Origin of the sequence: uncultured Bacteroides sp., from assembly GCF_949298305.1 — a bacterium.
Classification (GTDB): domain Bacteria; phylum Bacteroidota; class Bacteroidia; order Bacteroidales; family Bacteroidaceae; genus Bacteroides.
The window spans coordinates 13,613-40,530 of the sequence record NZ_CASFWU010000004.1 but is presented as its reverse complement, the minus strand read 5'-3'; the positions used below and the strand labels follow the sequence as shown (position 1 = coordinate 40,530).

Sequence of the window (26,918 nt, the reverse complement as noted above, 5' to 3'; positions counted from 1 at the left end):
TTGCGTCAGAATACGAATAACTATAACACACTATGGCAGAAATAAAGAACGAAGAAGCGGGCGAAAAGAAAAGCCTGAACTTCATTGAACAGATAGTAGAGAACGACTTGAAAGAAGGAAAGAATGGGGGAAGAGTACAGACGCGTTTCCCGCCCGAGCCCAACGGCTACCTCCACATCGGACATGCCAAAGCCATCTGCCTCGACTTCGGCATCGCCGCCAAACACGGCGGCGTCTGCAACCTGCGCTTTGACGACACCAACCCTACCAAAGAAGACGTAGAGTACGTGGAAGCCATCAAGGAAGACATCCAGTGGCTGGGCTACCAGTGGGGCAACGAATACTATGCTTCTGACTACTTCCAGCAACTCTGGGACTTTGCCATCCGCCTCATCAAGGAGGGAAAAGCCTACATTGACGAACAGACTTCCGAACAGATTGCCGCCCAGAAGGGCACTCCCACCCAGCCCGGCGTGGAAAGCCCCTTCCGCAACCGCCCCATCGAAGAGAACCTGGAGCTTTTCCAGAAGATGAACAGCGGAGAGATTGAGGAAGGTGCCATGGTGCTTCGCGCCAAGATTGACATGGCCAATCCCAACATGCACTTCCGCGACCCCATCATCTACCGCGTGGTGAAGCATCCCCATCATCGCACAGGCACCAAATGGAAAGCCTATCCGATGTACGACTTTGCCCACGGACAAAGCGATTTCTTCGAAGGTGTCACCCACTCGCTCTGTACGCTCGAGTTCGTAGTTCACCGCCCGTTATATGACCTCTTCGTCGACTGGTTGAAAGAAGGCAAGGACCTGGACGACAACCGCCCCCGCCAGTATGAGTTCAACAAGCTGAATCTGAGCTATACCCTGATGAGCAAACGCAACCTGCTGACGCTCGTTAAGGAAGGCTTGGTCAACGGATGGGACGACCCCCGTATGCCGACCATCTGTGGTTTCCGCCGTCGCGGCTACTCGCCCGAGTCCATCCATAAGTTCATCGACAAGATTGGCTATACCACCTACGATGCCCTGAACGAGTTCGCCCTGCTGGAAAGCGCCGTCCGCGAAGACTTGAACGAACGAGCCACACGTATATCTGCCGTGCTGACCCCCGTGAAGCTCATCATTACCAACTATCCTGAGGGGCAGGTTGAAGAGATGGAAGCTATCAACAACCCCGAACGTCCCGAAGAAGGCAGTCACCTCATCGAGTTCAGCCGCGAATTGTGGATGGAACGTGATGACTTTATGGAAGACGCTCCCAAGAAATATTTCCGCATGACTCCCGGTCAGGAAGTGCGCCTGAAAAACGCCTACATCGTCAAGTGTACAGGATGCAAGAAAAACGAAGCAGGCGAGGTAGTGGAAGTCTATTGCGAATACGACCCCGAGTCAAAAAGCGGAATGCCGGGCGCCAACCGCAAGGTGAAAGGTACCCTGCATTGGGTGAGCTGCGCCCATTGTCTTGAAGCCGAAGTACGCCTGTACGACCGCTTGTGGAAGGTGGAGAATCCGCGCGACGAGTTGGCCGCCATCCGCGAAGCAAAGAATTGCGACGCCCTGACTGCCATGAAGGAAATCATAAATCCGGACTCTCTCCAAGTACTGCCCTGCTGCTACATCGAGAAGTTTGCCGCAGGCATGGCTCCCCTCACCTACCTGCAATTCCAACGCATCGGCTATTTCAACGTAGACCCCGACTCCACGCCCGAGAAGATGGTATTCAACCGTACGGTAGGTTTGAAGGACACTTGGGGAAAAATCAACAAATGACGGGATTGGATTCATCGGGACTAAAATGCTTGGAGAAATAAAGTCAAACAGCTCCCTTATCCGACTTTTTCCAAGCATCACACGTCTTTGAAACTATTTTCTAAGCGTGCAAGGACGGAAACTCCGTCCCTGCACGTTTTATAAAAATCCAACAGAAAGTTTATAACGAGCAAAAAAAGGAACTCATCATCAATGAATAGAAAGAACCTGTATTCCGGAAGGGACAAAGAATTGTTTGAACTATCTGAACAATACGAAGCGGCCAAAACCGAAGGGAAATCCATTTATTTGGATGCAGACGATTGTGCAGATTTGGCAGACTGGTATGCCCTTCGCGGCAAACATGAAGCCGCCATGGAAATTACAGTATACGGGCTGGAGCTACACCCTGAAAGCACCCCATTACTGGTGGAACAAGCTTATCTGTATTTAGACTCCCGAAATCGAGAAAAGGCCAAACAAATAGCGGACAGCATACGCGACGACTATTCACCAGAGGTAAAAATATTGAAAGCAAACATTTTATTAGGTGAAGGAAGAATGGACGAAGCAGAAAAGCTGCTCGATACGATTAAAGGCGAAGAAACTTTAGCCGATATCGTTGAAATAGTCTATACTTTCATTGATATGGCTTGCCTAGAAAAAGCTAGAGCATGGTTGAAACAAGGCGAGGAACGATACACCGACGACGAAGCATACATAGCAGTTACCGCCGATCTTCTTTATGCAGAAAGAAAAAATGAAGAAGCAATCAAGTTCTACAATAAATTAATAGACAGAAATCCTTACTCTGCTCCCTATTGGTACGGACTAGCTCGCTGTTACCTTGATACACAACAATATGACAAAGCCATTGAAGCCTGCGACTATGCCATCGTCAGTGACGAAGAATATGCCGAAGCTTATCTTACTCGTGGACACGCCTTCTTTCATCTCGGTAACGAAGAAGAGGCCATAAAAAACTATTTGATAGCCGAAAAGTACAAGATTGTGGCACCTGACTTTGTGAACAGCGTCATCGCCATGAACAAACTGACAAACGGAGAATGGGAAGAAGGTTATAAATTCCTGGAGAAAGCCATCCGTACAAGCGCTCCAGACTCAGAATCCCTTTCACTATTCTATGCCAATGCAGCCCTTTGCCTCCACAAGTTGGGAAACAAGCGTAAAGCCCACCAATATTGCAAGAAAGCATACGAAATCAATCCGGAGGACATAGACGCCCATTTGATAGAAGGACGTATCTATCTAGAAGAAGGCAACCGTGAAAAAGCTGCCCAAAGATGGTCCATGGCATTACTTTACTCACCCTATGCCGACACATGGTACGATATCGGTGAAAACTGTCTGGAAGCCGGAGATTTGGAATTTGCCCAAATGGCCTTCGAACATGTTAAAGAAATGGAGCCAGACTTTGAAGGCATCAATGAAAGACTGTCCGTAGTCTATCTGATGATGATGGACATGAAGAACTTCCAGAAATACAACCAGCTTTGTGAAGTCCCCATCAATACAAAAGATGTAGAAAACATCCAGCGATTGCTGAAAGAAAACGATGCGGAAGAACTGACTAAAATCTTCAGAAAACTCATGAACTTATAAAAGTATTCTATTTTTCATCATAAAAACAACAACTTTAAAACATGGAATCAGTTGCAGAACTCCTCAAATGGGTTTTAGAGAATCTGAATTATTGGGTAGTAACCATCTTCATGGCCATCGAAAGCTCCTTCATACCGTTTCCGTCGGAAGCCGTAGTGCCGCCCGCCGCATGGAAGGCAATGGCCGACGACAGTATGAACATTTTTCTGGTCGTGGTGTTCGCCACCATCGGAGCCGACCTCGGCGCATTGGTAAACTACTACCTGGCCAAGTGGTTGGGACGCCCCATCGTCTATAAATTTGCCAACAGCCGCTTCGGACACCTATGCCTCATCGACGAAGAGAAAGTACGCCATGCCGAAGAATACTTCAGGAAACACGGTGTGGCCTCCACCTTCTTCGGGCGTCTCATCCCCGCCGTACGCCAGCTCATCAGTATCCCTGCCGGACTGGCCGGCATGAAAATGGGTCCTTTCCTGCTCTACACCACTTTAGGGGCCGGCATTTGGAACTCCATTCTGGCCACCATCGGCTATCTGATTTATAAGTTCACCGACCTCAAGACTACCAACGATGTCTATGTATTGGCCACCAAATACAGTCACGAACTGGGCTACGCCATCCTGGGCATTGCCGTTGTGGTGGTCCTCTTCCTCATCTACCAGGGAGTCAAGAAGAAGAAAGCTTAAGTTCCGGATTTAATATTTATCTGGTTGTTAAGTAGTTAAGAAGTTAAGGAGTTAAGCCGATACCTTTTATGAATGGTAAATGGTTAATGGTAAATGATTAATAAATTCTTCATTCATCATTCTTCATTCTTCATTTTCTTGTCTATCGGCTTTTACTCCTAAGCCCACCTTGGGGGGTCCCTCCCCTTCGGGGGGAGTAGGAGGGGGCTTCCTTTTAATTCCTTTAACTCCTGCAAGTTTAGCTTCGCTCAAAACATCTTCTAATTGTTATATGAAGGTATAGTCGATAAAACCGAAACTTGAGAAGAAGACAAAATAAGCGAAGGTTCCCTACAACCGTAAGGCAATCCGCAACCGGCTATGAGCAACAACCGAAGCCCCGCCATGCACGGCCTTCACGAGTATCTCATAGCCGTATTTCGTCACCGGACAGAGGCCTCACGCCCCCTTTCAGGCCCGTTCAACCCTCCAATCCAATAAACTTTGCAAATTGTAAGAAAAAAAAGAGGAAAAAGAATTGTTTTCAAAAAAAAATCGTTAGTTTTGCTACATAAACTTTTAAAAACAAAGAAAGGAACATTATTATGAAAGGATTGAACATTTTAGCAGCATTCTTGGGCGGCGCAGCAGTAGGCGCAGCTCTTGGCGTATTATTCGCTCCCGAAAAAGGAGAAGACACCCGTAACAAAATTGCAGAGATTCTCCGCAAGAAAGGCATCCGTCTGAACCGCAACGACATGGACAACCTGGTAGACGAAATTGCCGCAGAAATCAAAGGCGAATCTGCTGAATAAACCGACCCAAAAACAGAGCCACTATGTTTGGAGACGACAAAAGCATTGAAAATATCCGGCAACTGGTCATCGAGTTCAAGAAATATCTGGAACTCCAGAAAGAATACACCAAGCTGGAAGTAACTGAAAAGTTATCCATACTGCTTTCAAACCTCATCCTGTTGCTTTTAATCATCATCTTGGGCATGGTGGCTTTGTTCTATTTGTCTTTTACGCTAGCCTATGTCATAAGCCCCATGGTGGGCGGACTTGTCATCAGTTTTGGTCTGATAGCCTGCTTACACATTCTGCTGATGGTTCTGCTTTACATTTACCCCAAGAAACTGATTATTGACCCGATGGTCAAATTCATAGCCAGTCTGTTTCTTGACAAATCCAAATAATAAGCCATACGATAATGAACAATATCCCCACCTCACAAACCGTCACGTTAGAAAACATCATTCAGCGCAAAGCCCAGCTCAAGAAAGAGCTCGACCAACAGAAAGAGGTGATGACAAACCTGACGCGAAACATGCTTACCCCTTTCATACCTACCACCAAGAAGGCTGGTGCCATGATGCGGGCATTCAATACAGGTATGGCTATATTTGACGGCATCGTCTTGGGCATCAAACTGATGAAAAGATTCCGAAGGTCTTTCAGATAGCACACCCATCACTTTTCTCAGCCGTTCATCCATAAAGAAGGCCGCTCCTTTCAAACGAAATCCAGAAGCGGCCTCATTTATTTTCAACAATTACTGTCACACATAAGTTTCTAGCAACTTCACACTCCCTTCTGGCACGATGGTCATTTCTTGGGTTGTTGCCGGAAGCAACACCGTCTCACCCGCACACAATGTAAACGAATTGCCTTCGTTATCCGTCATCCGACAAGTTCCTTCCGTACAGATAAAGATGACGAACGAATCAAGTTCAGAGTAATCACAGGAGATTTCTTCCGTCATATCATAAACAGAAGTCGTGAAATAAGGACTTGCTACAATCTCCACCGGCTCGTTTTTCAAATGCTCGTAAGATGTACGGAAATCATCCTGTACATCGGCAAAATTAATGGCATCCAAAGCCTGTGCCGTATGCAGTTCGCGCGACTTCCCGTCCTTATCCTTCCGGTTATAGTCAAAAATGCGGTAAGTGATATCCGAAGTCTGCTGAATTTCAGCCACAAATGCACCGGCCCCGATGCCGTGTACACGGCCTGCTGGCACATAGAATACATCACCCGGCTGAATGTCGCAAGTCTGAAGTACTTCGGCAAAAGTCCCGTTATATACCCGTTCCTTGTATTCTTTGGGAGTAATCTGCTCCGAAAAGCCCGAAATCAGTTTGGCACCCTTGTCTGCGGCAATGACATACCACATTTCATTTTTGCCAAAGCTGTTATGCCGTTTCTTGGCCAATTCATCTCCCGGATGTACCTGAATGGACAAATCCAGCTTAGCGTCAATGAACTTTATCAACAAAGGAAACTTATTTCCGAAACGGGAATAGTTCTCCTCGCCAACCAGTTCTTCCTTGTACTTTCTGACCATTTCGGACAAGGTAAGTCCTTTGTCTGCTCCGTTTGCCACCACAGACTCGCTGCCTTCTACGGCAGATACTTCCCAACTCTCTCCCACGTTGGTCAGGTTTTCATTCAGATGTTTGAATGGGATAATCTTGTCGCCTCCCCAAAGCGTCTGCTTCAAAATAGGCTCAAATTTTAGAGGATACATTTGATGTTTTAGTTAGACATTCAATATAAATGTGACTTTTAGTGATTATAGATGCGACAAACATACAAAAAAATTCAATTTACCACACAATTGTTAAACGCTAAACTTTCCTAAAACATTCCTCACATTTCTTTCCATTTACTTGGGAGAACAAAAGAATTTCGTTTTATTTGCAAGAAATTTAAATAATACCACGTATGATAAACACTACCCCAACAGAAGGTAATTTGTCCGGATTGGACAAAAAGAACTTTCAAAAGGATATAGATAGTAAGAAAACAGATCTGTTTATCCTTAAAAATGCACAGGGAATGGAAGTTGCAGTCACTAACTACGGATGCGCCATCCTATCCATCATGGTTCCAGACAAAAACGGCAAGTATGCCAATGTAGTTTTGGGCCATGACAACATCGAAAGTGTTATTCATAGCCCCGAACCATTTCTGAACACCACCATCGGAAGATATGGAAACCGCATTGCAAAGGGCGAATTCACTTTATATGGAGAAAAACATCAATTGGCCATCAACAACGGCCCCAACTCCCTGCACGGAGGTCCCACCGGTTTCCACACCCGAGTTTGGGATGCCGTCCAACCCGACCCGACAACAGTCATTTTCAACTACACCTCCGCCGACGGCGAGGAAGGCTTCCCCGGCAACCTTGAGGTAGAAATGACCTACCGGCTGGAAAACGAAACCAATGCCCTCGTTATTGAATACAGAGCCACAACAGACAAAGCCACCGTAGTCAACCTGACCAATCACGGTTTTTTCAACCTGGCAGGCATAGCCAATCCCACTCCTACTGTTCTGAACAACATTGTTACAATCAACGCCGATTTTTATGTACCTATTGATGAAGTGTCCATTCCTACTGGAGAAATCAGTAAAGTGGAAGGAACACCCATGGACTTCCGTACGCCCCACACCATCGGCGAACGGATTAATGACAAGTTCCAGCAACTTATCAACGGAACCGGATACGACCACTGCTATGTGCTGAACAAGACCGAAGCCGGCGAGCTTACCCTGGCAGCAACCTGCACCGAGCCCGAAAGCGGACGCACCATGGAGGTATATACCACCGAAAACGGCGTACAACTGTACACGGGCAACTGGCTTGGAGGCTTTGCAGGCGCACACGGAGCCACCTACCCCGCACGAAGTGCCGTCTGCTTCGAAGCACAATGCTTCCCCGACACCCCCAACAAGCCACACTTCCCTTCGGCTGTACTGCTTCCGGGTGATGAATACCAACAAATCACAATCTATAAATTTGGAATCACTGAGTCATAACCCATCCTGAAAAAGAACCTTATTATAAATTTATAAACTCCTAATTCTTTTCAAAACCATGACACAACAGAAACAGAACGGTAATCTCGTCGCAATTATTACCATGTTCTTCATTTTTGCGATGATCTCTTTTGTGACCAATTTGGCCGCACCTTTCGGTACGATATGGAAAAACCAATACGCAGGTGCCAACACGCTGGGCATGATGGGTAACATGATGAACTTTCTGGCCTACCTGTTTATGGGTATTCCCGCAGGAAACATGCTGGTCAAAATCGGATATAAGAAGACCTCACTCATCGCCATGGCCATCGGTTTCATCGGCCTTTTCATACAATACCTGTCAAGCCTGGTCGGAGCCAATGTAGATGTGTTCACATTGGGCGAATATACCATCAAGCTCAACTTCATCATCTACCTGCTGGGAGCATTCATCTGCGGCTTCTGCGTATGTATGCTCAACACCGTCGTCAACCCGATGCTTAACCTTCTGGGCGGTGGCGGCAACAAAGGCAACCAGCTCATCCAGACGGGCGGCGCCCTCAACTCGCTTTCGGGAACACTGACCCCCCTCTTCGTAGGCGCACTGATTGGTACAGTCACTCCCAAGACCGCCATGTCCGATGTAGCTCCGCTTCTGTTCATCGCCATGGGCGTGTTTGTTGCGGCATTCATTATCATCTCCTTCGTGGCTATCCCCGAACCACACCTGAGAAAAGGTGGCGCACAGAAAGAGAAATTTGAATACAGTCCCTGGAGCTTCCGCCACACAGTAATGGGCGTAATCGGCATCTTCGTCTATGTAGGTATTGAAATCGGCATTCCGGGCACACTGAACTTCTACCTGGCCGATGCTTCCAGCAAAGGTGCAGGCATCCTCATCAATGGTGCTGCCATCGGAGGAGCCATTGCTGCCATTTACTGGCTGCTCATGCTGGTGGGCCGTTCGGCCAGTAGCGCCATCAGCGGCAAGGTATCTACCCGCGCCCAACTGATTGCCGTATCAGCTACGGCCATCGTTCTCATTGTCATCGCCATGTTCCTCCCCAAGAACATTGGTATTGATGTACCCAAGATTGTATATGACCCCGTGGCCAAGACCACCGAAATCCTGACCAATGCCGGCGTTCCTGCCGACCAGGTTTCCGCATTCATCGCCAACCCGAGCTCGGTAGACCTGACCCCCTACGCCGAAACGCTGAAAGAAGAAGCCGATATGGCTCCCGAAGAAATGATTGGTTCTTTGGCTACCCCCAAAGTCCCCCTGAGCGCATTCCTGCTGGTATTGTGCGGCCTTTGCACGTCTGTCATGTGGGGTGGCATCTTCAACCTTGCCGTAGAAGGTCTGGGTAAATACACGGCCCAAGCATCGGGCATCTTCATGATGATGGTCGTTGGTGGCGGTATCCTGCCGCTCATTCAGAATGCCATTGCCGACAGCGTAGGCTACATGGCCAGCTACTGGCTCATCATCGCCTGTCTGGCTTACCTGCTCTACTACGGTCTGGCAGGTTGCAAGAATGTCAACAAAGACATTCCGGTGGATTGAAAGAAATATATAGGTAATTAAATTATTCACCTTATTAAAACATAAGTATTATGGATATAGAATACGTAAGAAGCCGTTTCATCAAGCATTTTGACGGAACAACAGGAGCAGTCTATGCATCTCCCGGACGCATCAACCTCATTGGTGAACATACAGACTACAACGGTGGTTTTGTATTCCCCGGTGCCATCGACAAAGGCATGATTGCCGAGATAAAACCCAATGGAACAAACCTCGTAAAAGCCTACTCTATCGACCTGAAGGATTATGTAGAGTTCGGACTGAACGAAGAAGACGCTCCCCGTGCAAGCTGGGCCAGATACATCTTCGGCGTGTGCCGCGAGATGATCAAGCGTGGCGTTGATGTGAAAGGCTTCAACACGGCATTTGCCGGCGACGTTCCTCTGGGTGCGGGCATGTCCTCTTCAGCCGCATTGGAGAGCACTTACGCATACGCCCTGAACGACCTGTTCGGCGACAACAAGATAGATAAGTTTGAGTTGGCCAAGGTCGGACAGGCTACCGAGCATAACTATTGTGGAGTAAATTGCGGCATCATGGACCAGTTTGCTTCTGTATTTGGAAAGAAAGGCCATCTGATCCGTCTCGATTGCCGTTCACTGGAATACCAATACTTCCCGTTCGATCCCAAAGGCTACCGTTTGGTACTGGTAGACTCTGTCGTAAAACACGAACTGGCTTCTTCCGCTTACAACAAACGCCGCCAAAGCTGCGAAGCCGTTGTAGCCGCTGTCAAGAAGAACCATCCCAATGTTGAGTTCCTGCGCGACTGCACCATGGAAATGCTGAACGAAGTGAAGGCTGACGTCAGTGAAGAAGACTACAAGCGCGCCGAATACGTGATTGAAGAAATCCAACGTGTACTCGACGTTTGTGACGCTTTGGAAAAAGGCGATTACGAAACCGTAGGACAGAAGATGTACGAAACCCACCACGGCATGAGCAAGCTCTACGAAGTAAGCTGCGAAGAGCTCGACTTCCTCAACGACCTTGCCTTTGACTGCGGCGTAACCGGTTCGCGCGTCATGGGTGGCGGCTTCGGCGGATGCACCATCAACCTGGTTAAGGAAGAATTGTATTCTACTTTCATCAACAAAGCCAAAGAAGATTTCAAGAACAAGTTCGGCCGTAGTCCGAAAGTTTATGACGTTGTCATAAGCGACGGTGCACGTCGTCTGGAATAAGTCCAACATCATTCATATCAATCAAGTAGGAAGAGAACCCGAAGTGTTTTCTTCCTACTTTTTTTATTAAAGACTTTGAGGTATTACCCACAAACTTCAACAATCATGGCTATCATTCCAACAGTACACGTCACCCACCAGCACTTTTCATTTTGACACATTGACTTTCCTAATGCGCGAGAATCCGTTATTTCAATCCTCCACCAGGTTTGTACGAAAGGACGAATGCCAAAAACAGATAAGTCACAGTGTAATATCCGAATAGCTAAATCCTTACATTTACGAGAGAGAGAAAAACAGCCACCGAGCCTCCCCAGCACCCACTTTATTGCCCCCCCCAAACCACTTCAAGAGGCCCCAACGACCCTTCCGGAATACCCAAACAAAACTTTGGAGTAGTCCAAACAAGCATTGTGGACGGACAATGCAAGCATTGTGGACGGACAATGCAAGCATTGTGGACGGACAATGCAAGCATTGTGGACGGACCATGCAAGCATTGTGAACGGACGATGCAAGCATTGTGAACGGACGATGCAGGCATTGTGCACAGACGGAGCTTGCACGGTACCCTCCCTAAACAGTGCGAAGAATGCTTTCGCCCTTCTATTCCGAACTCTTAGCAAAAATCTTGTGTCAGCAAAATCAACGCCAGGCCGACCGTTTGTCAGTTTCTTCGGGCCAATGCCGACCTGCATTTCACCCGCCCCCCCTATGAATCCGAGCCTCGCAAAGTCAGAATCCTGAGCGCTCAAGAGCGAGCCGGCAGGACATGGCATCAAAAAAAACAGACCGAACAAAAACAATACACCCCCCAATTGTGTCCCTATTACAGATATATCAAAGAAGGATGAATTCATGTAACCTGACCGAGCGACCAGACTGATAAAGAATGAATATGCGTACCCACTTCCTTCAAAAAGAAACAGTTTGATTAACGGGCACGCAGCAACGCAATCGGTATCCTTGAGACCATCGTAAAACGATGCAAGCCGCCACAGAAATAAAGGCGGAACCGTAGTCAAACAATCCCCCTCAATAGCAGACATAAAAAAATGAAAAGAATACTATTAGTTGATGACAAAGCCTCCATAGGCAAAGTACTCTCCATCTATCTGGGCGGAGAGAATGAACTGATATGTTGTGAAAACGCCCTGGAAGCTATGGAATGGCTGAATGGCAACAACATTCCCTCACTGATTATAACAGACATCCACATGCCACACATCAGCGGCAATGAATTTCTTACTTATCTGAAAAGCAATGAACTTTGGAAGGACATTCCAGTAGTGGTACTCTCAGCCGAAGAGAGCAGTTCCGAACGCATCCGGCTGTTCGAGGCCGGCGCTTCAGACTATATTCTGAAACCCTTCAACCCCATGGAACTGAAATTGAGAGTGAAGAGACTGATGTAAACTTATCAACCACTTATTCAAAAGGTCCAACAAAAAAAGGAATCCAATTAAAGACTACCGCTCATGCACAACTATATATATATCGGAACCGACCCAATTGCAGCAAGCCACCTCAGTCCGCTGGGGCATGGCAAACTGGACAGCGTATCTTCCGGCCAAAAGGCAATAGAGGCGGTGAGACACACGGGCAACCTGTACCCCACAACGCTGCTGTACGAACGCCATGACAGCCGACAGGACCTGCTCGAAATAGCCTATCTGCACAAACAGTTGCCGTACGCCTACATCATTCTGGTGTCCGGTCCCATGCCCGAAGCAGAAAAGACTGCCTACCTGAAAGCTGGCATTAACAACGTTCTGCGCCCTAACGAAAACACAGAGGTGCTGAACACGCTGGCCAAATTTCTCGATAGGCGTGCAGAAAGCACGACGGCAGGCCACAGTCCGCTTCCCGTCTTTCATCTGCCGCTGTGGAAACGTTCATTCGACATCGTTTTCTCCTGCCTGGCCATCATGGCCTGTCTGCCGCTGTTTGCCGCAGTGGCCATAGCCATCAGACTGGAGAGCAAAGGCAGCATAGTTTACCGTTCGCAACGGGTGGGCAGCAACTACCGCGTTTTCACTTTTCTGAAATTCCGCTCCATGAAAATCCATGCCGACCAACAACTGAAGGAACTGGACGGACAGAACCGTTACCGCACTGCACGAAAGGAGACAGAGAGGTTTACGCCATCGGCAGACAACGGACAGACACTGCTGGTATCGGACCAGGGAGTCGTCAGCGAAACAGAATACCTAAAGAAAAAAGAAGAACGGCAGGCGTTTGTCAAAATCAGCCACGACCCGCGTATTACCCGAACCGGCCACTTCCTGCGCAAATACAGCATAGACGAACTACCCCAGTTGTTCAATGTACTGAAAGGTGACATGAGCATCGTGGGAAACCGTCCCCTGCCGCTCTATGAAGCCGAACTGCTGACTGATGATGCCAGCATAGACCGCTTCATGGCACCCGCCGGCCTGACAGGACTTTGGCAGGTAGAGAAACGAGGCGAATCGGACCGGATGTCTGCCGAGGAACGCAAACAACTGGACATCCGATATGCCAGACATTTCTCACCAGGCATGGATTTGAAAATCCTCTGCAAAACGGTGACCGCATTTGTACAAAAAGAATAAAACCGTCACCCGGCCTTATCCGGTCTACATCTCCCCCCCCCTCTTAACTCCATTTATAGACAAATCATGAAACATTTCAATACCATAACAGGCTTCCTGTTCATGGCTGTGGCCTGCACCCTTACGCCAATGGCAACAGCCTACGGACAGGAGACAGAAGAGCGTATCAAACCGCAGGAAACAACAGGCACTACGTCAGACACATACCGTTCTGACCTGGAGGATGTGGAACTGCCCCCTTTATCCATGTTCCTGGCTGCCGTTGCCGAGAATGCCACGGTAAAACGGGCCCAATCACAAACTGAAGAGATAGAAAACGAATACCGACTGCAAAAACGCGACTGGTGAAACTTCATCCATTTGCACGGCATGTATGGCTACGGACGTTACAATCTGCTTAACAACAACAGCAATGAATATACGCCCATGTACCAAAGCAGTGTAAACAGCGCCCAACATAACTTCAACATCGGAGCCAGCGTCAACATTTCACTCGGCGACCTGATAAACCGCCCTCTGAAACAGAAAGGATACCGCAAACGGATAGAGCAGCTGAAATATGCCCAAGAGGAAGTAATGGAGGAACGGAAGCTGAAAATTCTGGAAGCCTACAATACCGTAACCGAACAACTGGCAACAATCAAGGCCAAAGCCGAAACGGCAGCCCTCTACAACGCACAGATGAAAATCTCGGAATATAATTTCATCCAAGGAAAAATAGACATCGCCTCACTGGCCATAGAACGAGCCCGACGGGCGGATGCCGTCACCATCTACGAACAGAGCCGCGTGGAACTGCACAACTCCATCATACGGCTTGAACTGCTTACCAACATAAAAATCATCAAGGACGAATAAAGGTCCCTTCCTACAACAATCATCTATATGGACAACCTGGTTTTCATATCTCAATTCTTCTACCGCATCCGTTACTGGCTGCTTGTGGGAAGCCTGACAACCACCGCACTGGTGGCCTACTTCACCCGCTTTCTTCCTTATAGCTATACGGTAAAGAGCAGTCTTTATGCCGGCATCACCAACTCTACCTCGCTGGATGGCGCTTCCATCAATTTCAGTGTAATAAACTCTACGTTTGACAACCTCATCAACATAGGCCGCTCACGCGGCACACTGGAGAAGGTGTCAATGCGGCTGCTGGCCAACGCACTGACCTACGGCAATCCGAAGAAAGACACACCCTACATACAGGCCGAACATTACCTCGAACTGCTGGAGATTACGCCCCAAGAAGTCTTGGCGCTGGTAGACAGGCAGAATGCCGAAAAGACATTGGCCAACCTGACCGCATACCGCAAGTCCAACACCGAGAACTTTGTCTATGCCTTATTCAACCGTCCGGTTGAATTTTACAGCGCAACAGCCCTCGAAAATATAACAATGAAACGGGTGAGCAACAGCGACATTCTAGAAATTGCCTATACATCGGCCGACCCGAGCATCACCCAGCAGACTGTGTACATACTAACCGATGAGCTAATCAAGGCATACGAGAACCTGCGGTACAAGTCCACCAACGACGTCATTGAGTACTTCCAGAAGGAAGTGAATGCCGCCAAGACAGTGCTGGACGAAAGGGAAAACGAACTGATGAACTACAATGTGCAGGAAAAGGTCATCAACTACAACGAAGAGACAAAGTCACTGGCAGGCACCCGCTATGAGGTGGACGACCGTGTGGAAGAAGCAGAACGGGCCTATCAGGGAGCGTTAACCTTGCGGAATATGCTGGAAGAAAAGATGGACATCCGTGCCCAGATTATCCGCGAGAATACCAACCTGATACAAGAGCTGAACAAGGTTAGTACCTTGAACCAGAACATCATGGAACAGGAAATATTCATTGCCGAAGACAGACAAACGCAAAACGGCAAATTACAAAACGAAAAGAAGGCACTGAAACAGGCCGAAAACAACATTGTACGTATCTCGGACACCCTGAACGCCTCCAACTTCACCAAAGAAGGTGTTGGCATCGAAAGCATGATTGACCAATGGCTGGCCGCTCTGGTAAACGAAGCCAAAGCCAAGGCCGAGTGGGAAGTGCTGAAACGGAGACAACAGGAAATATCAGGGCAATACAGTCACATGTCGCCTATCGGGACCCAGGTAGGACGGAAACAAAGAGCCGTGGGCATTGCCGAAGACAACTACCGCACCCAACTGAGCGGACTGGCCAACGCCAACCTGCGTCTGAAAAACATCGAGATGAGCTCAAGCAACCTGCAGACTGTGGCCCCTCCAGACTTTCCTATAACCGACAATGGCCGCAAACGTGCCATGTACATCTTTGCCGCCTTTGCCGGAAGCCTGATATTCATCACCGCTTACTTCCTGCTGATAGAACTGCTCGACCATACACTGCGCGACCCCTATCGGAGCAGACGCCTGAGCGGATTGCCCGTCGTTGCCGCCTTCAACGGCGATAACCGCACCCGATACCGCAAGTATCTGGAAGAATGCCATCGCATTGCTGCCGCCTATACCTGCCGGCGTCTCAGCGAATACATGCAGCCGGGAAAAACAACCATCATCAATCTGCTGAGTATCTATCCGCAGGAAGGGAAAACGTCCATCGCCACATGGCTCATGGAATACTGGAGAAGCGTAGGGCTGAACGTGCAGCTGGCAATGCACGGAACCGACTTTGAAACCGTCGGCAGGAAATATGTGCTGGCAACCGCCCTCAACGACTTCTGGACGCCCGATAAGGAAGGCTCGGAGGCAGACATCATTCTGGTGGAATACCCGGCTTACAGCACGGCTACGCTCCCTCTCACAGCCATGCAGGAAGCAAACGCCACACTGCTGGTGGCCAACGCACGCCGTTTGTGGAACAGTAGCGACAATACCATGACCATTCCACTCAAAGACACATTGAAAGACAAGCCTTTCATGCTCTGCCTGAACAATGCCGGCCGTGAAGTCGTGGAAACCTTCACTGACGAACTGCCCCCCACATCCCGACTGCGCACATTATTCAAACGGATATCCCAACTTGGACTGACTGCCCAACAGCCGGAAATAAAACAGTGCTAACCAAACCAGAACATTCATGAACATATCCCTCATACCATCCCGACAGTCACTACGTTTGCCGGTCTACTGGCTGCCGGTTGCCGCACTTATCGGACTGGTATGCGCCATTGTCTGCCAGAATCTGACAGCCGCCGCCATCATCACCTTACTGCCAGTCGGTATGGCAGCCATCGGCTACGGTTTGCTGAATCCGCGCGTCTGCTACATGTTCTATGCCGTCTATGTCTACTATTTCATAGCCATCATGCGTTACAGCGGCATTACCGGACTGAGTGTCGTACTGGACATTCTGCTGCTATTTATCATGATTTCCATCGGTTTCTCGGCCCGGCGCAACAAAGATACAATCCGGTTGAAGAATGCAGTCAATACACTGACCGTCAGCTATGCCATTTGGATTGCATTTGTACTGTTACAGTTTCTCAATCCCGGCATTCATGCCGAAGGGATTGTAGAAGGATTGAGACGATGGATTCTGGGGCCGTTCTTCATCTACATCATTGCCTCCATGTTGTCCGACAGTCCACGGATGCTGCGCAACGGTCTTGTGCTGTGGGGGATTCTTACCATTACAGTTTTTCTAAAACTACTTTGGCAACGGTTCTACGGCTTTGACAACGCCGAGAACTACCTGCTCTATGTACAAGGCATGGCCCGTACGCACATCATCAGCAGCGGCATACGCTATTTCTCACTGCTTTCTGATGCCGCCAACTTCGGCACCAACATGGCTATGGTCGCCACCGTATTCTCACTGGTCGGATTCAACACCCGCAACCGCAAGCTGGCCATTTTCTATCTGGCAGTTGCCGTTATGGGAGTGATTGGCACTTTGCTGTCCGGCACCCGTGGAGCGTTGGTCATCCCGTTTAGCGGTCTGATTCTTTTCAGTCTGCTATCCAAGAACATCAAAGTCTTCTTCACCACCGCCACGTTAGGAATCACATTGTTTGCCCTACTGGCCCTGACAAACCTGGGAAACAGCAATCTATCCATACGCAGGGCACGTACGGCGTTTCATCCGACGCAAGACCGTTCCTACAATGTCCGCCTGGAAAACCGCAAGGAGATAGCAAACTATCTGCAAGACCATCCCTGGGGAGTGGGCATATCGGAAGACATCCCCAAACTGTGGCAGGAAGGCGATACTTATACAGAAGGCACCCTACCCGCAGACTCCTATATGGTATCCATCTGGATACAGACAGGCCCCATCGGAGTGATACTCTATCTGCTCATCAATGCCGTGGTATTGCTGCACGGCTGTTACATTGTACTGTTCCAAATTAAGGACAAGCAACTGAGACTGACACTGGCAGCCCTGACATGCACTGCTTTCGGAACCATTATCAGCGGCTATGCGGCCTACACACCGGGAATGCCGCCAACCAACTTCCTGACAGGAGCCATGCTGGCCTTTGTCATGAACGGCCGATATCTGGACCGTCAAATGACCCCATCATCCTCCTCTCCTTCCAACAAATAGAAAACGTATGAAAATAGCCATAGAATCCCAACGACTTTTCCGCCTCAACAAGCACGGCATGGATTTCGTAGCACTGGAACTGCTCCGTCATCTGCAAAAGCGGAACGACGGAAACGAATATCATGTCATTGTAGCCCCCGGTCCCGACCGTTGCCTCCTTGCGGAAGGCAACCTGAGCATTATCGAGCTTTCCTGTCCGTCCTACCTCCTTTGGGAACAGGTAGCCTTGCCGCTTGCGGTCAAGCGGCTGAAACCTGATTTGCTGCATTGTACATCCAATACCGCTCCTCTGTTCTGTTCCGTTCCTTTGACATTGACCCTTCACGACATTATTTTCCTGGAACCTGCGAAACGCAGAAGCCCATCTTTCTACCAACAAGCAGGACGCCTCTACCGCCGTTTCGTTGTCCCCCGCATCCTGTCACGTTGCAAGAAAGTCATCACAGTATCCCATTATGAAAAGGAGCGAATCTGTTTGGCAACGGGCATGCCCGACAAGAAAGTACAGGTCATTTACAATGCCTGTAACACCGGATTCAAGCCGCTGGTAGCGGATGCGTGCATACTGAACAAATACACTCCCGACACCGATTTCCTGTTTTTCCTGGGCAATACCGACCCTAAAAAAAACGTGGAGAATGTATTGCTGGCCTATGGCCTCTACCTTCAACGTTCGGCCGAAAAACGCCCCCTTCTGGTAGCCGACATGAACCACCAGCAGATGAAGCGCGTGTTACAGCGCCTGAATGTCGGACATATAGCAGCCCACATCTACTGCTCGGACTACATACCCCAAACCGATTTGGTACATCTCTATAATGCAGCTTACGTTTTCCTCTACCCGTCACTCCGCGAGAGTTTTGGCATTCCCATCCTTGAAGCAATGGCGTGCGGCACACCGGTGATTACCAGCCAGACTTCTGCCATGTCCGAAGTTGCAGGCCAGGAAGCATTAACGGTAAATCCTTACAGCCCGGAAGACATAGCCCAAGCCTTGCTTCATCTGGAAACCGATGCCGCCTTGTACGACCGGCAGAAAACTTACGGCCTCAAAAGGGCGCACCTGTTCTCGTGGGAAAAAGCCGCAGACGAATTGCGAAAAGCCTATGCAGCGGCCGGCACCTCCATTGGAAGTTAAAATGAACCTTTTCCGCTCCAGATTTGCAAGCCAGACCATCAGTCATCCCTTAACCATTCAACCATCTCCCCTCAATGAACATACTCTTCATCATTTTTCATGGATTCTGCAAGTATAACGGCATCAGCAAGAAAATAGGTTACCAGGTAAAGGCGCTTCAGGAATGTGGCGCCAACGTACACCTCTGCTACTACGACGTGAATCCCTCGGGGCAACGGATGTGGATGGTAAACGGACAACTGCTGGCCGACCTGGGACATGGTTGGCGGGACAAACTGCGCAAACGCATGGACTTCAGCCCATTGCTGCGCTATGCAGAAAGCGCCGGCATAGACGCTGTCTATATCCGTTCTTTCCACAATGCAAATCCTTTTACCATCCGCCTGGCCCAGGGACTAAAACGACTCAACATACGGTTGCTGCTGGAGATACCTACCTATCCCTACGACGGTGAGTACCATACGGCAAAGGAAAAGATACAGCTCCTGACAGACCGTCTCTTCCGTCATGCCTTCTGCCGGTATATGGACGTCGTGATTACCTATTCTGACCACCCCACCCTCTTTGGCCGACCAACGTTGCGTCTCTCCAATGGCATCGATTTCAGCGCCCTGCCTCTCCATACCGCCACAGGACACGACCTCAATCATGAAGTACACCTTGTAGCCGTTGCCGAGATACACTTCTGGCACGGCTACGACCGGCTCATACACGGATTGGCCCAATATTACCAAAGTACTCCCACATGCAAAGTCTATTTCCACCTGGCCGGCGAGTTCAGCGGCAAGCGGGAAGAAGAGGATATTCTGACCCCCATCCGCCGTTATGGTCTGGAGCCGTATGTCATTCTTCACGGCCCCCTGCACGATACGGCACTTGACAACCTCTTTTGCCAGGCCGACCTGGCCGTGGGTAGCCTGGGCCGCCATCGTAGCGGCATTTTCAGCCTGAAGACACTGAAAAACCGCGAATATGCCGCCCGTGGACTGGCCTTTGTCTGCTCTGAACACGATGCCGACTTCGAGCTCATGCCATACGTACTGCGGGTACCTGCCGACGAATCACCCATAGACCTCAAATCACTGCTCGAATTTGTGCGCCGACAAACCTTGACACCTGCGCAAATCCGTTCTTCCATCAGTCATCTTTCCTGGAAGAATCAAATGTGCACAGTAATGAATTATCTTACAGCATCGAAAATATGACGAACCTGAAACACCAACTGTTTTCGGGAGTGATGTATTCCGCCTTGTCCAAATATGCAGGTCTGTTCATCTCTCTGGCCGTGACGGGCATACTGGCACGTTTGCTGCCCCCGTCCGACTTCGGTACTGTTTCCATAGCCACGGTACTTATTCAGTTCTTCAGCGTGCTGGCCAATGCAGGCATAGCGTCAGCCATCATCCAGCACAAAGAGCTGGGCAACCGCGACATCAACGAAATCTACATGGCCACTCTGTGGATAGGCGGAGTGTTGGCCGCACTGGTATTTGCCCTCGCGGGGCCTGCCGCCGCCTTCTATCACGACCCGCGCCTGCTTCCGCTATGCCGCTGGTTGTCGGCAAGTCTGTTTCTATCTGCCGCATCCGTCGTCCCCAACACGCTGTTCTACAAAGAAAAAAGATTCAGATACATTGCCCGCCGCACACTGGCCATCCAAGCGGTTACAGGCATTTTTGCCATTGGGACCGCCCTGTCCGGCATGGGCATCTACTCGTTGCTGGTGCAACCGCTTCTTTCCAACCTGCTGATTTATATGACCGCACTCAAAAGTTATCCGCAACAGTGGCTTTGGACAACCGGCATCAACAGCCTCAAACGGATAGGCCGCTACTCGCTCTACCAGTTTCTGTTCGACACCACAGGCTATTTCACACGGAATTTGGACAAATTGCTGGTAGGCAAATTCATGGGAATGCAGCCATTGGCCTATTACGAGAAATCCTACCGGCTGATGACGCTGCCGTTGCAAAACGTCACTTACGTCATCACCCCCGTGCTGCACCCGCTGCTGAGCGACTACCGCGACGATGCCGGCCGCCTGGCAGAGGTCAACGGACGCATCAGCCGCCTGCTGGCCTTCATCGGTTTTCCTCTCAGCGCACTCTTCTTCTTTTCAGCTCCCGAATGGGTTATCTGCTTTTTCGGTTCCCAATGGCAAGCCTCCGTCCCCTTGTTCCGCATCCTCTCGCTGAGTGTCGGTTTCCAACTGGTACTCTCCTCGTCCGGCTCCTTCTACCAGGCAGGCGGCTATACGAAAGGGCTCTTCCTTTGTGGCCTGTTCGGCGCCGCGGCCACCATGGCCTCCGTGTTGTGCGGCATCTTCCTGTGGGGAAGCCTGTCCGGCACAGCCGTGTGCATGGTTGTGGCAAGCCTGGCCTGCTTTGTCCAGTGCTATTGGCTGCTTTACCGACGCCTGTTCAGGTGCAGCCTCCACCGCTTCTATCGGCAACTGGCGGCTCCCTTCCTGCTCGGAGTGGGCATTGCCGCATTGCTCTGGCTTTTCTCCTTCGTATGCGGCAACTGGCCGCTGCTCGTCAGCCTCATCGTCAAATCGGCCCTAAGCCTGCTGGCGGTCATCGGATATCTGCATCTGACGGGAGAATATCCTGTCCTCTCCATCCTATACAACAAAATCGGGGAAAAGCCATAAAGCACTGATTCACAGTTCGTAGGCATATAAAAAAAACAAGTCTTGCAGACAGTCCCTCCCTATCCGGCTTGAAGCCGATGCCAAAGAGGCTCGGAGGCAATGCCAAAGAGGCTCGGAGGGAACGGCAAAGAGGCTCGGAGGTAAAGTCAAAGAAACATGTCAGCCAAAGCAACTGACGCACCTCACCGTTCATCTGCCTGACAGGCAGGGTAGACAAGACTTATTTAACCGATTTCCGATAGTCGGCTATGAAGCCCTCCATCAGCCACTTGGCAAGGGCCTGGCGGTTGGAGCTGATGACGAAGCGGCGCTGGTCGAAGGAGTTCTGGATGTTGCCCAGCTCGACAAAGACGGCAGCGGGCGTGGACTTGCGCAACACAAAGAGATTGCGCGCACTGACAGTGCCGCGGAAGCCGCGGTTGGGCTGGTGACGGTCGTACTTGGACTCGAACATGTTCTTCATCGTGGTGGCCAGCCGCTGTCCCTGCACGCTGCGGGGGGCGTGGTAGAAGAAGACGTCGGTCTGCGTGCCCTTGCTGCGGCTGTCCACGTGGAGGAAGATGGAGCGCACGTACTTGTAGCGGCTGCGTTCCTTGCGGTAGAGGGCATTAATCTTGTCGCAACGCTGCTGGAGGCGGGCCACCTGATTGAGGGGGATGGAATCGCCCATGCAGGTCTCGCGCTTGCTGTTGGACAGGTAGCGGTCGTCGCGGATGCCGTCCTTGGCATCCTGTATGATGATGTGTACCTCGGCTCCCTCCTGCATCAGGTTGCGGGCCAGCCGCAGGGCCACGTCGTAGGCATACTCGTCTTCGTGCAGCTCCACCTTGCCCACACGGCCTATGGCACCGGGGTCGGGACCTCCGTGTCCGCTCACCACGTAGAAGCAGGCTCCCTTCAGGCGGCTGCCCGTCACCTTGACGTCGGCCAGCGCCTTGCCGAAGAGGGGCTCGCGAAGGGTGGAAGAGGTGGTGGCAGCGCCGCTCCCCTTGCCGTCGCGCAAGGGAGGCAGGGCGTATCGGATGCCCAGACGTAACTCGTTCTTGCCGCGCAGCCGTTTTTTGTTCAGCTTCAGGAATTCGTTATAATAAGTCTTGCCTGGACGGCCGTTGCGTATCAGGAAAGCAGATATGCCTTCGCCACGCTTGGGAGTAGCAAACTCGCCCTGCGCAAGGGCAGCCAGAGGCAGAAACAACAAGAGCAAAAAGAGCAGGTGTCGGGCCATAAATCGAAGTTTGAATGGTATTTTCGTCATACGGTGGACAAAATTACATTATTTTCCTTACTTTTGCGACAAAATAAAGAATTAATTAACAGATTGTGCATTAACCTATCATCATCAATCATAAACCATTAGCAAGTCTATGTCAAAGCAATTCAAGCCTGAGACCATCTGTGTACAAGCAGGATGGTCTCCCAAGAAAGGAGAGCCCCGTGTGCTCCCCATTTATCAGAGCACCACTTTCAAATACGAAACCAGCGAACAGATGGCCCGCCTCTTCGACCTGGAGGACAACGGATATTTCTATACCCGCCTGCAAAACCCCACGAACGATGCGGTAGCCTCCAAGATTGCCGCCTTGGAAGGCGGTGTGGCCGCCATGCTGACTTCGAGCGGACAGGCCGCCAACTTCTATGCCATATTCAACATCTGCCAGGCTGGCGACCACTTTGTGTGCTCGTCGTGCATCTATGGCGGCACGTTCAACCTCTTCGGCGTCACGATGAAGAAGCTGGGCATCGACGTGACCTTCGTCAATCCCGACGCCCCGGAAGAGGAAATCTCCGCCGCCTTCCGCCCCAACACCAAGGCGCTGTTCGGCGAAACCATCTCCAACCCGACGCTCGAAGTGCTGGACATCGAGAAGTTTGCCCGCATTGCACATAGCCACGGCGTACCCCTGATTGTGGACAACACCTTCCCCACCCCCATCAACTGCCGCCCCTTCGAGTGGGGAGCCGACATTGTGGTACACTCCACCACGAAGTACATGGACGGACACGCCACAAGTGTGGGCGGAGCCATTGTAGACAGCGGCAATTTCGACTGGGACGCCCACGCCGACAAATTCCCCGGCCTGTGCACACCCGATGAGTCGTACCACGGCCTGACCTATACGAAAGCCTTCGGCAAGATGGCCTACATCACCAAAGCCACGGCACAGCTGATGCGCGACCTGGGCAGCATCCAGTCGCCTCAAAACGCTTTCCTGCTGAACTTGGGGCTGGAGACGCTTCACCTGCGCATGCCACAGCACTGCAAGAACGCGCAGGCCGTGGCCGAATACCTGTCGAAGAACGACAAGGTGGCCTGGGTGAACTATTGCGGACTGCCGGGCGACAAGTATCACGCCCTGGCCGAGAAGTACATGCCCAACGGCTCGTGCGGCGTAGTGACCTTCGGCCTGAAGGGCGGACGCGACGTGGCCATCAAGTTCATGGATTCGCTGAAGCTGGCTGCCATCGTGACCCACGTGGCCGATGCCCGCACCTGCGTGCTTCACCCCGCCAGCCACACACACCGCCAGCTGACGGACGAACAGCTGATGGAAGCAGGCGTAAGGCCGGACCTCATCCGTTTCTCGGTCGGCATAGAGAACGCCGAGGACATCATTGCCGACATTGAACAGGCGCTGAACAGCTGACAAGACTGCCCATCGGGGGCATAGAACATATTTCAGCCGCAACTTTCGCGGACGACACGATGAGAATCAGTCATCGGTGTCTTTCCGCGAAAGCTGCGGCTGATGCTTTATTTGTACCCGCTATTCGGGAATGTTCAGTTTTCCTTTCCTAATTCTATCGTCAGGCTCTCTCTGCCCTTATAGAAGATTTTGGCTTTGACCACCGATGCGTCGCAGGGGACGGGAGCCGTCCACAACGGCGAGGCGGCAGTAGGCTCCGTGCCGTCCAGCGTATAGCGGATTTCAGCCCCGCGGATGGGAGTATTGGCATAGAGCGTGCCGTCCGTCACCTGCAATCCCGGCAAGGGAAGCCGGAAGTTGATGCCGTTCTTTGCCCAATGGGGCATTTCTTTCGTACTGATGACATCGTAATAGAGAGACAGGGCACGTTCAAACGCCTGCTCCTCGCGGACGCCTGACAAAGCCTCCCATGCCGGATGGGCGTTCCATCCCCTGTCTGCCAGCCCCATCATCTTGGGAAAGAGGCAGTATTCCACCCACTCATAGCCACGGATGGTTTCGGAGAAGAGCTGGCCCTGTACGCCCAGAATGTTTTTCTGTCCGTTTTCGGTCAGTCGCACCTTGCCTTCGGAAGCCTTGTCCAGGTCAATCGGCTGCCCGGCCTTGTCCGTACGCAGCGAACGGTAGATGCTGAACGGAAGCATGGAGAAGGAAATGGCCTCGTCCACATAGCCGCCCCAATCCAGGCCGCGCTCGTCGGGATGTCCGTTGTAGGCCATGTCCATGTAGAAGTTGCCCACGTTGCAGAGGACAACGGGGTAGCCGTTGTTGGCAATGTTATAGACCACCTCGATGTTCTTGGCTCCCGTACTCCAGCAATAGACTCCTCCGGAAGCCTGACGCAACTTGTCGTGCGTCCCGTCCGTATGTCCCAGGGCCACTTCCTGCCAGCCTCCGAACTTCAGTCCGTGGGCCTGCACCAGGTCGGCCATGCGGGTGAGGAAGTACTCGGACAGGTCGTGAGCCTCGGTCATGCCTTTTTCCGCCATCAGCTTCCGGCATTGGGGAGAACCCATCCATACGCCTTTGGGTACCTCGTCGCCACCCAAATGCACCGTAGTCAGCGGCACACCCGCCTCGCGATACATGGCGGCAATCTCGCCTATCACCTTGTCCATGAAGCGGTAGGTGGATGGCAGGGCCACGTTGATGACATTGTCCGTATAATACTGCACGGAGACGTAGCGCGAAGTGTCTTCCGGCTCACTCAGCAGGAATTCGGTCGCCCGGCCGGGGTCACTGTCCTTATACTTGGCATAGCGCGCCTTCATGGAGACAATGGCCGCACGGGCATGTCCCGGCGATTCGATTTCGGGGATGACACGCACGTGGCGTTCGGCGGCATATTTCAGCAGGTCGATGAACTCCTCGCGGGAATAATGGCCGTTGCCAACGGTCGGCGCATCGGGGTCATAACCGCCGTCATAGGCGGGATAGAGGCATTCGGATTCGTCCGTAGTGTGTCCTCGGCGGCTTCCCACCTCCGTCAGCTCCTCCAACCCGGGAATCTCCAGCCTCCAGCCTTCGTCGTCGCTGAAGTGGAAGTGCAGCACATTCATCTTATAGGAAGCCAGGATGTCCACCAGTTTCTTCATGTCTGCCGGCCCCACGAAGTCTCGGGCCACATCCACCATCAAGCCCCGATAGGAAAGGTCGGGGTAGTCCGTCACCGTCATGCACTCCAGTTCATAGGGAGCCTGCCTGCCCTTGAGCATGGCAAGAAGGGTCTGCGTACCGTTGAAAATGCCGTGGGGCGACACGGCCCTGACGGTGATGCCGCCCGCAGCAATCTTCAATTGATAGTATTCATCGTTGACGGCTTCGGCGGGATTGTCCAGCGGCTCCAACCTGATGGAGAGAGCGGCGGTGTCCGCTATCTCCAGCCCGCAAGCAGCAAGTTTCTCCTCCAACAGGGCCGCTTCGCCTGAAAACTCCTCGGGGTATCTCAACGCCACCTTGCCCACCAGCGTGACCACCCCCGAGGCCGGAACGACCTGTTTGACAGCAGGCAAGATATCCGCCTGTCCGGCAGATGCCGTTGGGGGCAATTTCTGATTGGAGGCGTAAATGAGGGTAGCGTCCGGATAACGGCCGGCCGACGCAGACGGCGGCAAAGGACGGGCATCCAGAGAGACAGGCAGAGGACGCCCGTCGGCATCGGCCACCCAATAGGTACCTTCGGGCACGTTGGAGTTACGGTCAACCTTGAAGGTACAACGGAAGGTGACGCGCAGAGAATCGCCCGGCGCCAGCGAGGAAAAACGGCCGGTGGGCGACATACGGAAAAAGTTGCCGTTCACCGCTTCAATCCGTACCGCAGGATTTTCCTCCTGCTTGACAAGGCGAGGCAATTGCGAAAAATAGATGCTCCATCCCCGGGCCAAAGGTGCGTCGGAAATGTTCTTGAGGATAAATGCGTTCTCATAATAGCCGGGTTCCACCCCCACAGCACCCATTTCCCAGGCAAGAGCCACCGGAGCCTGGGGCCGCTCGGCCGTCTTGCATCCGGCCAACCAGCAAAGCGCCACCAACAGGATGCCCGACAAAGGTAATTTCTTGAATCTCATGGTATCAGTATTTTAAGGTTAATACGTCAAGTTTTTGAGATGATGAGGTTTTAAATAGGAAAGAACTTAGAAACCCATCTGTAATTTCTTGA

Annotated in this window: 19 protein-coding genes and 3 pseudogenes; 19 read left to right on the top strand and 3 right to left on the bottom strand. The window is 51.1% G+C overall.

Going from position 1 to position 26,918, the window contains the following annotated elements; translation table 11 throughout:
• The first annotated feature begins 32 nt into the window (after nt 1-32).
• The 6 genes from Q1Y74_RS00975 (at nt 33) to Q1Y74_RS00950 (ending at nt 5,506) form a co-directional block, all read left to right on the top strand.
• A complete protein-coding gene (locus tag Q1Y74_RS00975) occupies nt 33-1,772 on the top strand; it encodes a glutamine--tRNA ligase/YqeY domain fusion protein (protein ID WP_300811826.1) in 1,740 nt (579 codons plus the stop codon).
• Between the two features lie 192 nt (nt 1,773-1,964).
• Nucleotides 1,965-3,374: a tetratricopeptide repeat protein gene (locus Q1Y74_RS00970; RefSeq protein WP_300811825.1), complete on the top strand. Its 1,410-nt coding sequence runs from the start codon at nt 1,965-1,967 to the stop codon at nt 3,372-3,374.
• 41 nt (nt 3,375-3,415) lie between these two features.
• Complete coding sequence (locus tag Q1Y74_RS00965; protein ID WP_300811824.1) at nt 3,416-4,063, top strand: DedA family protein; 648 nt, start codon at nt 3,416-3,418, stop codon at nt 4,061-4,063.
• A gap of 584 nt (nt 4,064-4,647) precedes the next feature.
• Nucleotides 4,648-4,857 (top strand): YtxH domain-containing protein, encoded by a 210-nt coding sequence (locus Q1Y74_RS00960; RefSeq protein ID WP_300811823.1) that lies wholly within the window; start codon nt 4,648-4,650, stop codon nt 4,855-4,857.
• Nucleotides 4,858-4,880: 23 nt separating this feature from the next.
• Entirely contained in the window at nt 4,881-5,240 is a 360-nt protein-coding gene (locus Q1Y74_RS00955) for a phage holin family protein (protein ID WP_300811822.1), read from the top strand.
• Between the two features lie 14 nt (nt 5,241-5,254).
• The gene (locus Q1Y74_RS00950; protein ID WP_300811821.1) at nt 5,255-5,506 is read left to right on the top strand and encodes a hypothetical protein; all 252 of its coding nucleotides are present in this window, start codon (nt 5,255-5,257) and stop codon (nt 5,504-5,506) included.
• Nucleotides 5,507-5,602: 96 nt separating this feature from the next.
• Here Q1Y74_RS00950 and Q1Y74_RS00945 read toward each other — a convergent pair whose 3' ends face one another.
• The gene (locus tag Q1Y74_RS00945) at nt 5,603-6,574 is read right to left on the bottom strand and encodes a type I phosphomannose isomerase catalytic subunit (protein WP_300811820.1); all 972 of its coding nucleotides are present in this window, start codon (nt 6,572-6,574) and stop codon (nt 5,603-5,605) included.
• Between the two features lie 197 nt (nt 6,575-6,771).
• On the opposite strand from Q1Y74_RS00945, the gene Q1Y74_RS00940 reads away from it, so the two are divergent.
• From Q1Y74_RS00940 to Q1Y74_RS00890, 12 genes and pseudogenes are all read left to right on the top strand, one after another.
• Nucleotides 6,772-7,872 (top strand): aldose epimerase family protein, encoded by a 1,101-nt coding sequence (locus Q1Y74_RS00940; protein ID WP_300811819.1) that lies wholly within the window; start codon nt 6,772-6,774, stop codon nt 7,870-7,872.
• Nucleotides 7,873-7,930: 58 nt separating this feature from the next.
• Nucleotides 7,931-8,944, top strand: a pseudogene (locus Q1Y74_RS00935) (MFS transporter); the annotation flags it as partial.
• A gap of 186 nt (nt 8,945-9,130) precedes the next feature.
• A pseudogene (locus tag Q1Y74_RS13995) lies at nt 9,131-9,421 on the top strand (MFS transporter); the annotation flags it as partial.
• 50 nt (nt 9,422-9,471) lie between these two features.
• Nucleotides 9,472-10,626 carry a galactokinase gene (galK, locus tag Q1Y74_RS00930; protein ID WP_300811817.1) on the top strand — a complete coding sequence of 385 codons (1,155 nt, stop codon included), beginning with the start codon at nt 9,472-9,474 and terminating at the stop codon, nt 10,624-10,626.
• A gap of 1,055 nt (nt 10,627-11,681) precedes the next feature.
• Entirely contained in the window at nt 11,682-12,041 is a 360-nt protein-coding gene (locus tag Q1Y74_RS00925; RefSeq protein WP_300811815.1) for a response regulator, read from the top strand.
• Nucleotides 12,042-12,104: 63 nt separating this feature from the next.
• Complete coding sequence (locus Q1Y74_RS00920) at nt 12,105-13,220, top strand: sugar transferase (protein WP_300811814.1); 1,116 nt, start codon at nt 12,105-12,107, stop codon at nt 13,218-13,220.
• A gap of 66 nt (nt 13,221-13,286) precedes the next feature.
• Nucleotides 13,287-14,078, top strand: a pseudogene (locus Q1Y74_RS00915) (TolC family protein).
• A 27-nt stretch (nt 14,079-14,105) separates the two neighbouring features.
• Complete coding sequence (locus Q1Y74_RS00910; protein WP_300811813.1) at nt 14,106-16,277, top strand: hypothetical protein; 2,172 nt, start codon at nt 14,106-14,108, stop codon at nt 16,275-16,277.
• 16 nt (nt 16,278-16,293) lie between these two features.
• A complete protein-coding gene (locus Q1Y74_RS00905; RefSeq protein WP_300811812.1) occupies nt 16,294-17,763 on the top strand; it encodes an O-antigen ligase family protein in 1,470 nt (489 codons plus the stop codon).
• Between the two features lie 7 nt (nt 17,764-17,770).
• Nucleotides 17,771-18,901: a glycosyltransferase family 1 protein gene (locus Q1Y74_RS00900; RefSeq protein ID WP_300811811.1), complete on the top strand. Its 1,131-nt coding sequence runs from the start codon at nt 17,771-17,773 to the stop codon at nt 18,899-18,901.
• A gap of 74 nt (nt 18,902-18,975) precedes the next feature.
• Nucleotides 18,976-20,106, top strand: coding sequence for a glycosyltransferase family 1 protein (locus tag Q1Y74_RS00895; protein ID WP_300811810.1), 1,131 nt, complete (start codon nt 18,976-18,978; stop codon nt 20,104-20,106).
• A complete protein-coding gene (locus Q1Y74_RS00890; RefSeq protein ID WP_300811809.1) occupies nt 20,103-21,554 on the top strand; it encodes a lipopolysaccharide biosynthesis protein in 1,452 nt (483 codons plus the stop codon). Before Q1Y74_RS00895 ends, Q1Y74_RS00890 begins: the two co-directional genes overlap by 4 nt.
• Before the next feature lie 220 nt (nt 21,555-21,774).
• Here Q1Y74_RS00890 and Q1Y74_RS00885 read toward each other — a convergent pair whose 3' ends face one another.
• On the bottom strand, nt 21,775-22,779 hold the full coding sequence (locus Q1Y74_RS00885) for an N-acetylmuramoyl-L-alanine amidase (RefSeq protein ID WP_300811808.1): 1,005 nt from the start codon (nt 22,777-22,779) through the stop codon (nt 21,775-21,777).
• A 139-nt stretch (nt 22,780-22,918) separates the two neighbouring features.
• Between Q1Y74_RS00885 and Q1Y74_RS00880 the strand changes: the two genes are divergently transcribed.
• Nucleotides 22,919-24,199 (top strand): O-acetylhomoserine aminocarboxypropyltransferase/cysteine synthase family protein, encoded by a 1,281-nt coding sequence (locus Q1Y74_RS00880; RefSeq protein ID WP_300811807.1) that lies wholly within the window; start codon nt 22,919-22,921, stop codon nt 24,197-24,199.
• A 134-nt stretch (nt 24,200-24,333) separates the two neighbouring features.
• On the opposite strand, the gene Q1Y74_RS00875 is transcribed toward Q1Y74_RS00880, so the two are convergent.
• The gene (locus Q1Y74_RS00875) at nt 24,334-26,826 is read right to left on the bottom strand and encodes a family 20 glycosylhydrolase (protein WP_300811806.1); all 2,493 of its coding nucleotides are present in this window, start codon (nt 26,824-26,826) and stop codon (nt 24,334-24,336) included.
• Nucleotides 26,827-26,918: the final 92 nt, after the last annotated feature.

What these genes read in the sequence shown, in the direction of transcription:
- Q1Y74_RS00880 (WP_300811807.1), top strand. Translation starts at nt 22,919, where the DNA reads ATGTCAAAGCAATTCAAGCCTGAGACCATCTGTGTACAAGCAGGATGG.
- Q1Y74_RS00925 (WP_300811815.1), top strand. Translation starts at nt 11,682, where the DNA reads ATGAAAAGAATACTATTAGTTGATGACAAAGCCTCCATAGGCAAAGTA.
- Q1Y74_RS00975 (WP_300811826.1), top strand. Translation starts at nt 33, where the DNA reads ATGGCAGAAATAAAGAACGAAGAAGCGGGCGAAAAGAAAAGCCTGAAC.
- Q1Y74_RS00895 (WP_300811810.1), top strand. Translation starts at nt 18,976, where the DNA reads ATGAACATACTCTTCATCATTTTTCATGGATTCTGCAAGTATAACGGC.
- Q1Y74_RS00890 (WP_300811809.1), top strand. Translation starts at nt 20,103, where the DNA reads ATGACGAACCTGAAACACCAACTGTTTTCGGGAGTGATGTATTCCGCC.
- Q1Y74_RS00920 (WP_300811814.1), top strand. Translation starts at nt 12,105, where the DNA reads ATGCACAACTATATATATATCGGAACCGACCCAATTGCAGCAAGCCAC.
- Q1Y74_RS00905 (WP_300811812.1), top strand. Translation starts at nt 16,294, where the DNA reads ATGAACATATCCCTCATACCATCCCGACAGTCACTACGTTTGCCGGTC.
- Q1Y74_RS00900 (WP_300811811.1), top strand. Translation starts at nt 17,771, where the DNA reads ATGAAAATAGCCATAGAATCCCAACGACTTTTCCGCCTCAACAAGCAC.
- Q1Y74_RS00945 (WP_300811820.1), bottom strand. Translation starts at nt 6,574, where the DNA reads ATGTATCCTCTAAAATTTGAGCCTATTTTGAAGCAGACGCTTTGGGGA.
- Q1Y74_RS00940 (WP_300811819.1), top strand. Translation starts at nt 6,772, where the DNA reads ATGATAAACACTACCCCAACAGAAGGTAATTTGTCCGGATTGGACAAA.
- galK (WP_300811817.1), top strand. Translation starts at nt 9,472, where the DNA reads ATGGATATAGAATACGTAAGAAGCCGTTTCATCAAGCATTTTGACGGA.
- Q1Y74_RS00875 (WP_300811806.1), bottom strand. Translation starts at nt 26,826, where the DNA reads ATGAGATTCAAGAAATTACCTTTGTCGGGCATCCTGTTGGTGGCGCTT.
- Q1Y74_RS00965 (WP_300811824.1), top strand. Translation starts at nt 3,416, where the DNA reads ATGGAATCAGTTGCAGAACTCCTCAAATGGGTTTTAGAGAATCTGAAT.
- Q1Y74_RS00910 (WP_300811813.1), top strand. Translation starts at nt 14,106, where the DNA reads ATGGACAACCTGGTTTTCATATCTCAATTCTTCTACCGCATCCGTTAC.
- Q1Y74_RS00970 (WP_300811825.1), top strand. Translation starts at nt 1,965, where the DNA reads ATGAATAGAAAGAACCTGTATTCCGGAAGGGACAAAGAATTGTTTGAA.
- Q1Y74_RS00885 (WP_300811808.1), bottom strand. Translation starts at nt 22,779, where the DNA reads ATGGCCCGACACCTGCTCTTTTTGCTCTTGTTGTTTCTGCCTCTGGCT.
- Q1Y74_RS00960 (WP_300811823.1), top strand. Translation starts at nt 4,648, where the DNA reads ATGAAAGGATTGAACATTTTAGCAGCATTCTTGGGCGGCGCAGCAGTA.
- Q1Y74_RS00950 (WP_300811821.1), top strand. Translation starts at nt 5,255, where the DNA reads ATGAACAATATCCCCACCTCACAAACCGTCACGTTAGAAAACATCATT.
- Q1Y74_RS00955 (WP_300811822.1), top strand. Translation starts at nt 4,881, where the DNA reads ATGTTTGGAGACGACAAAAGCATTGAAAATATCCGGCAACTGGTCATC.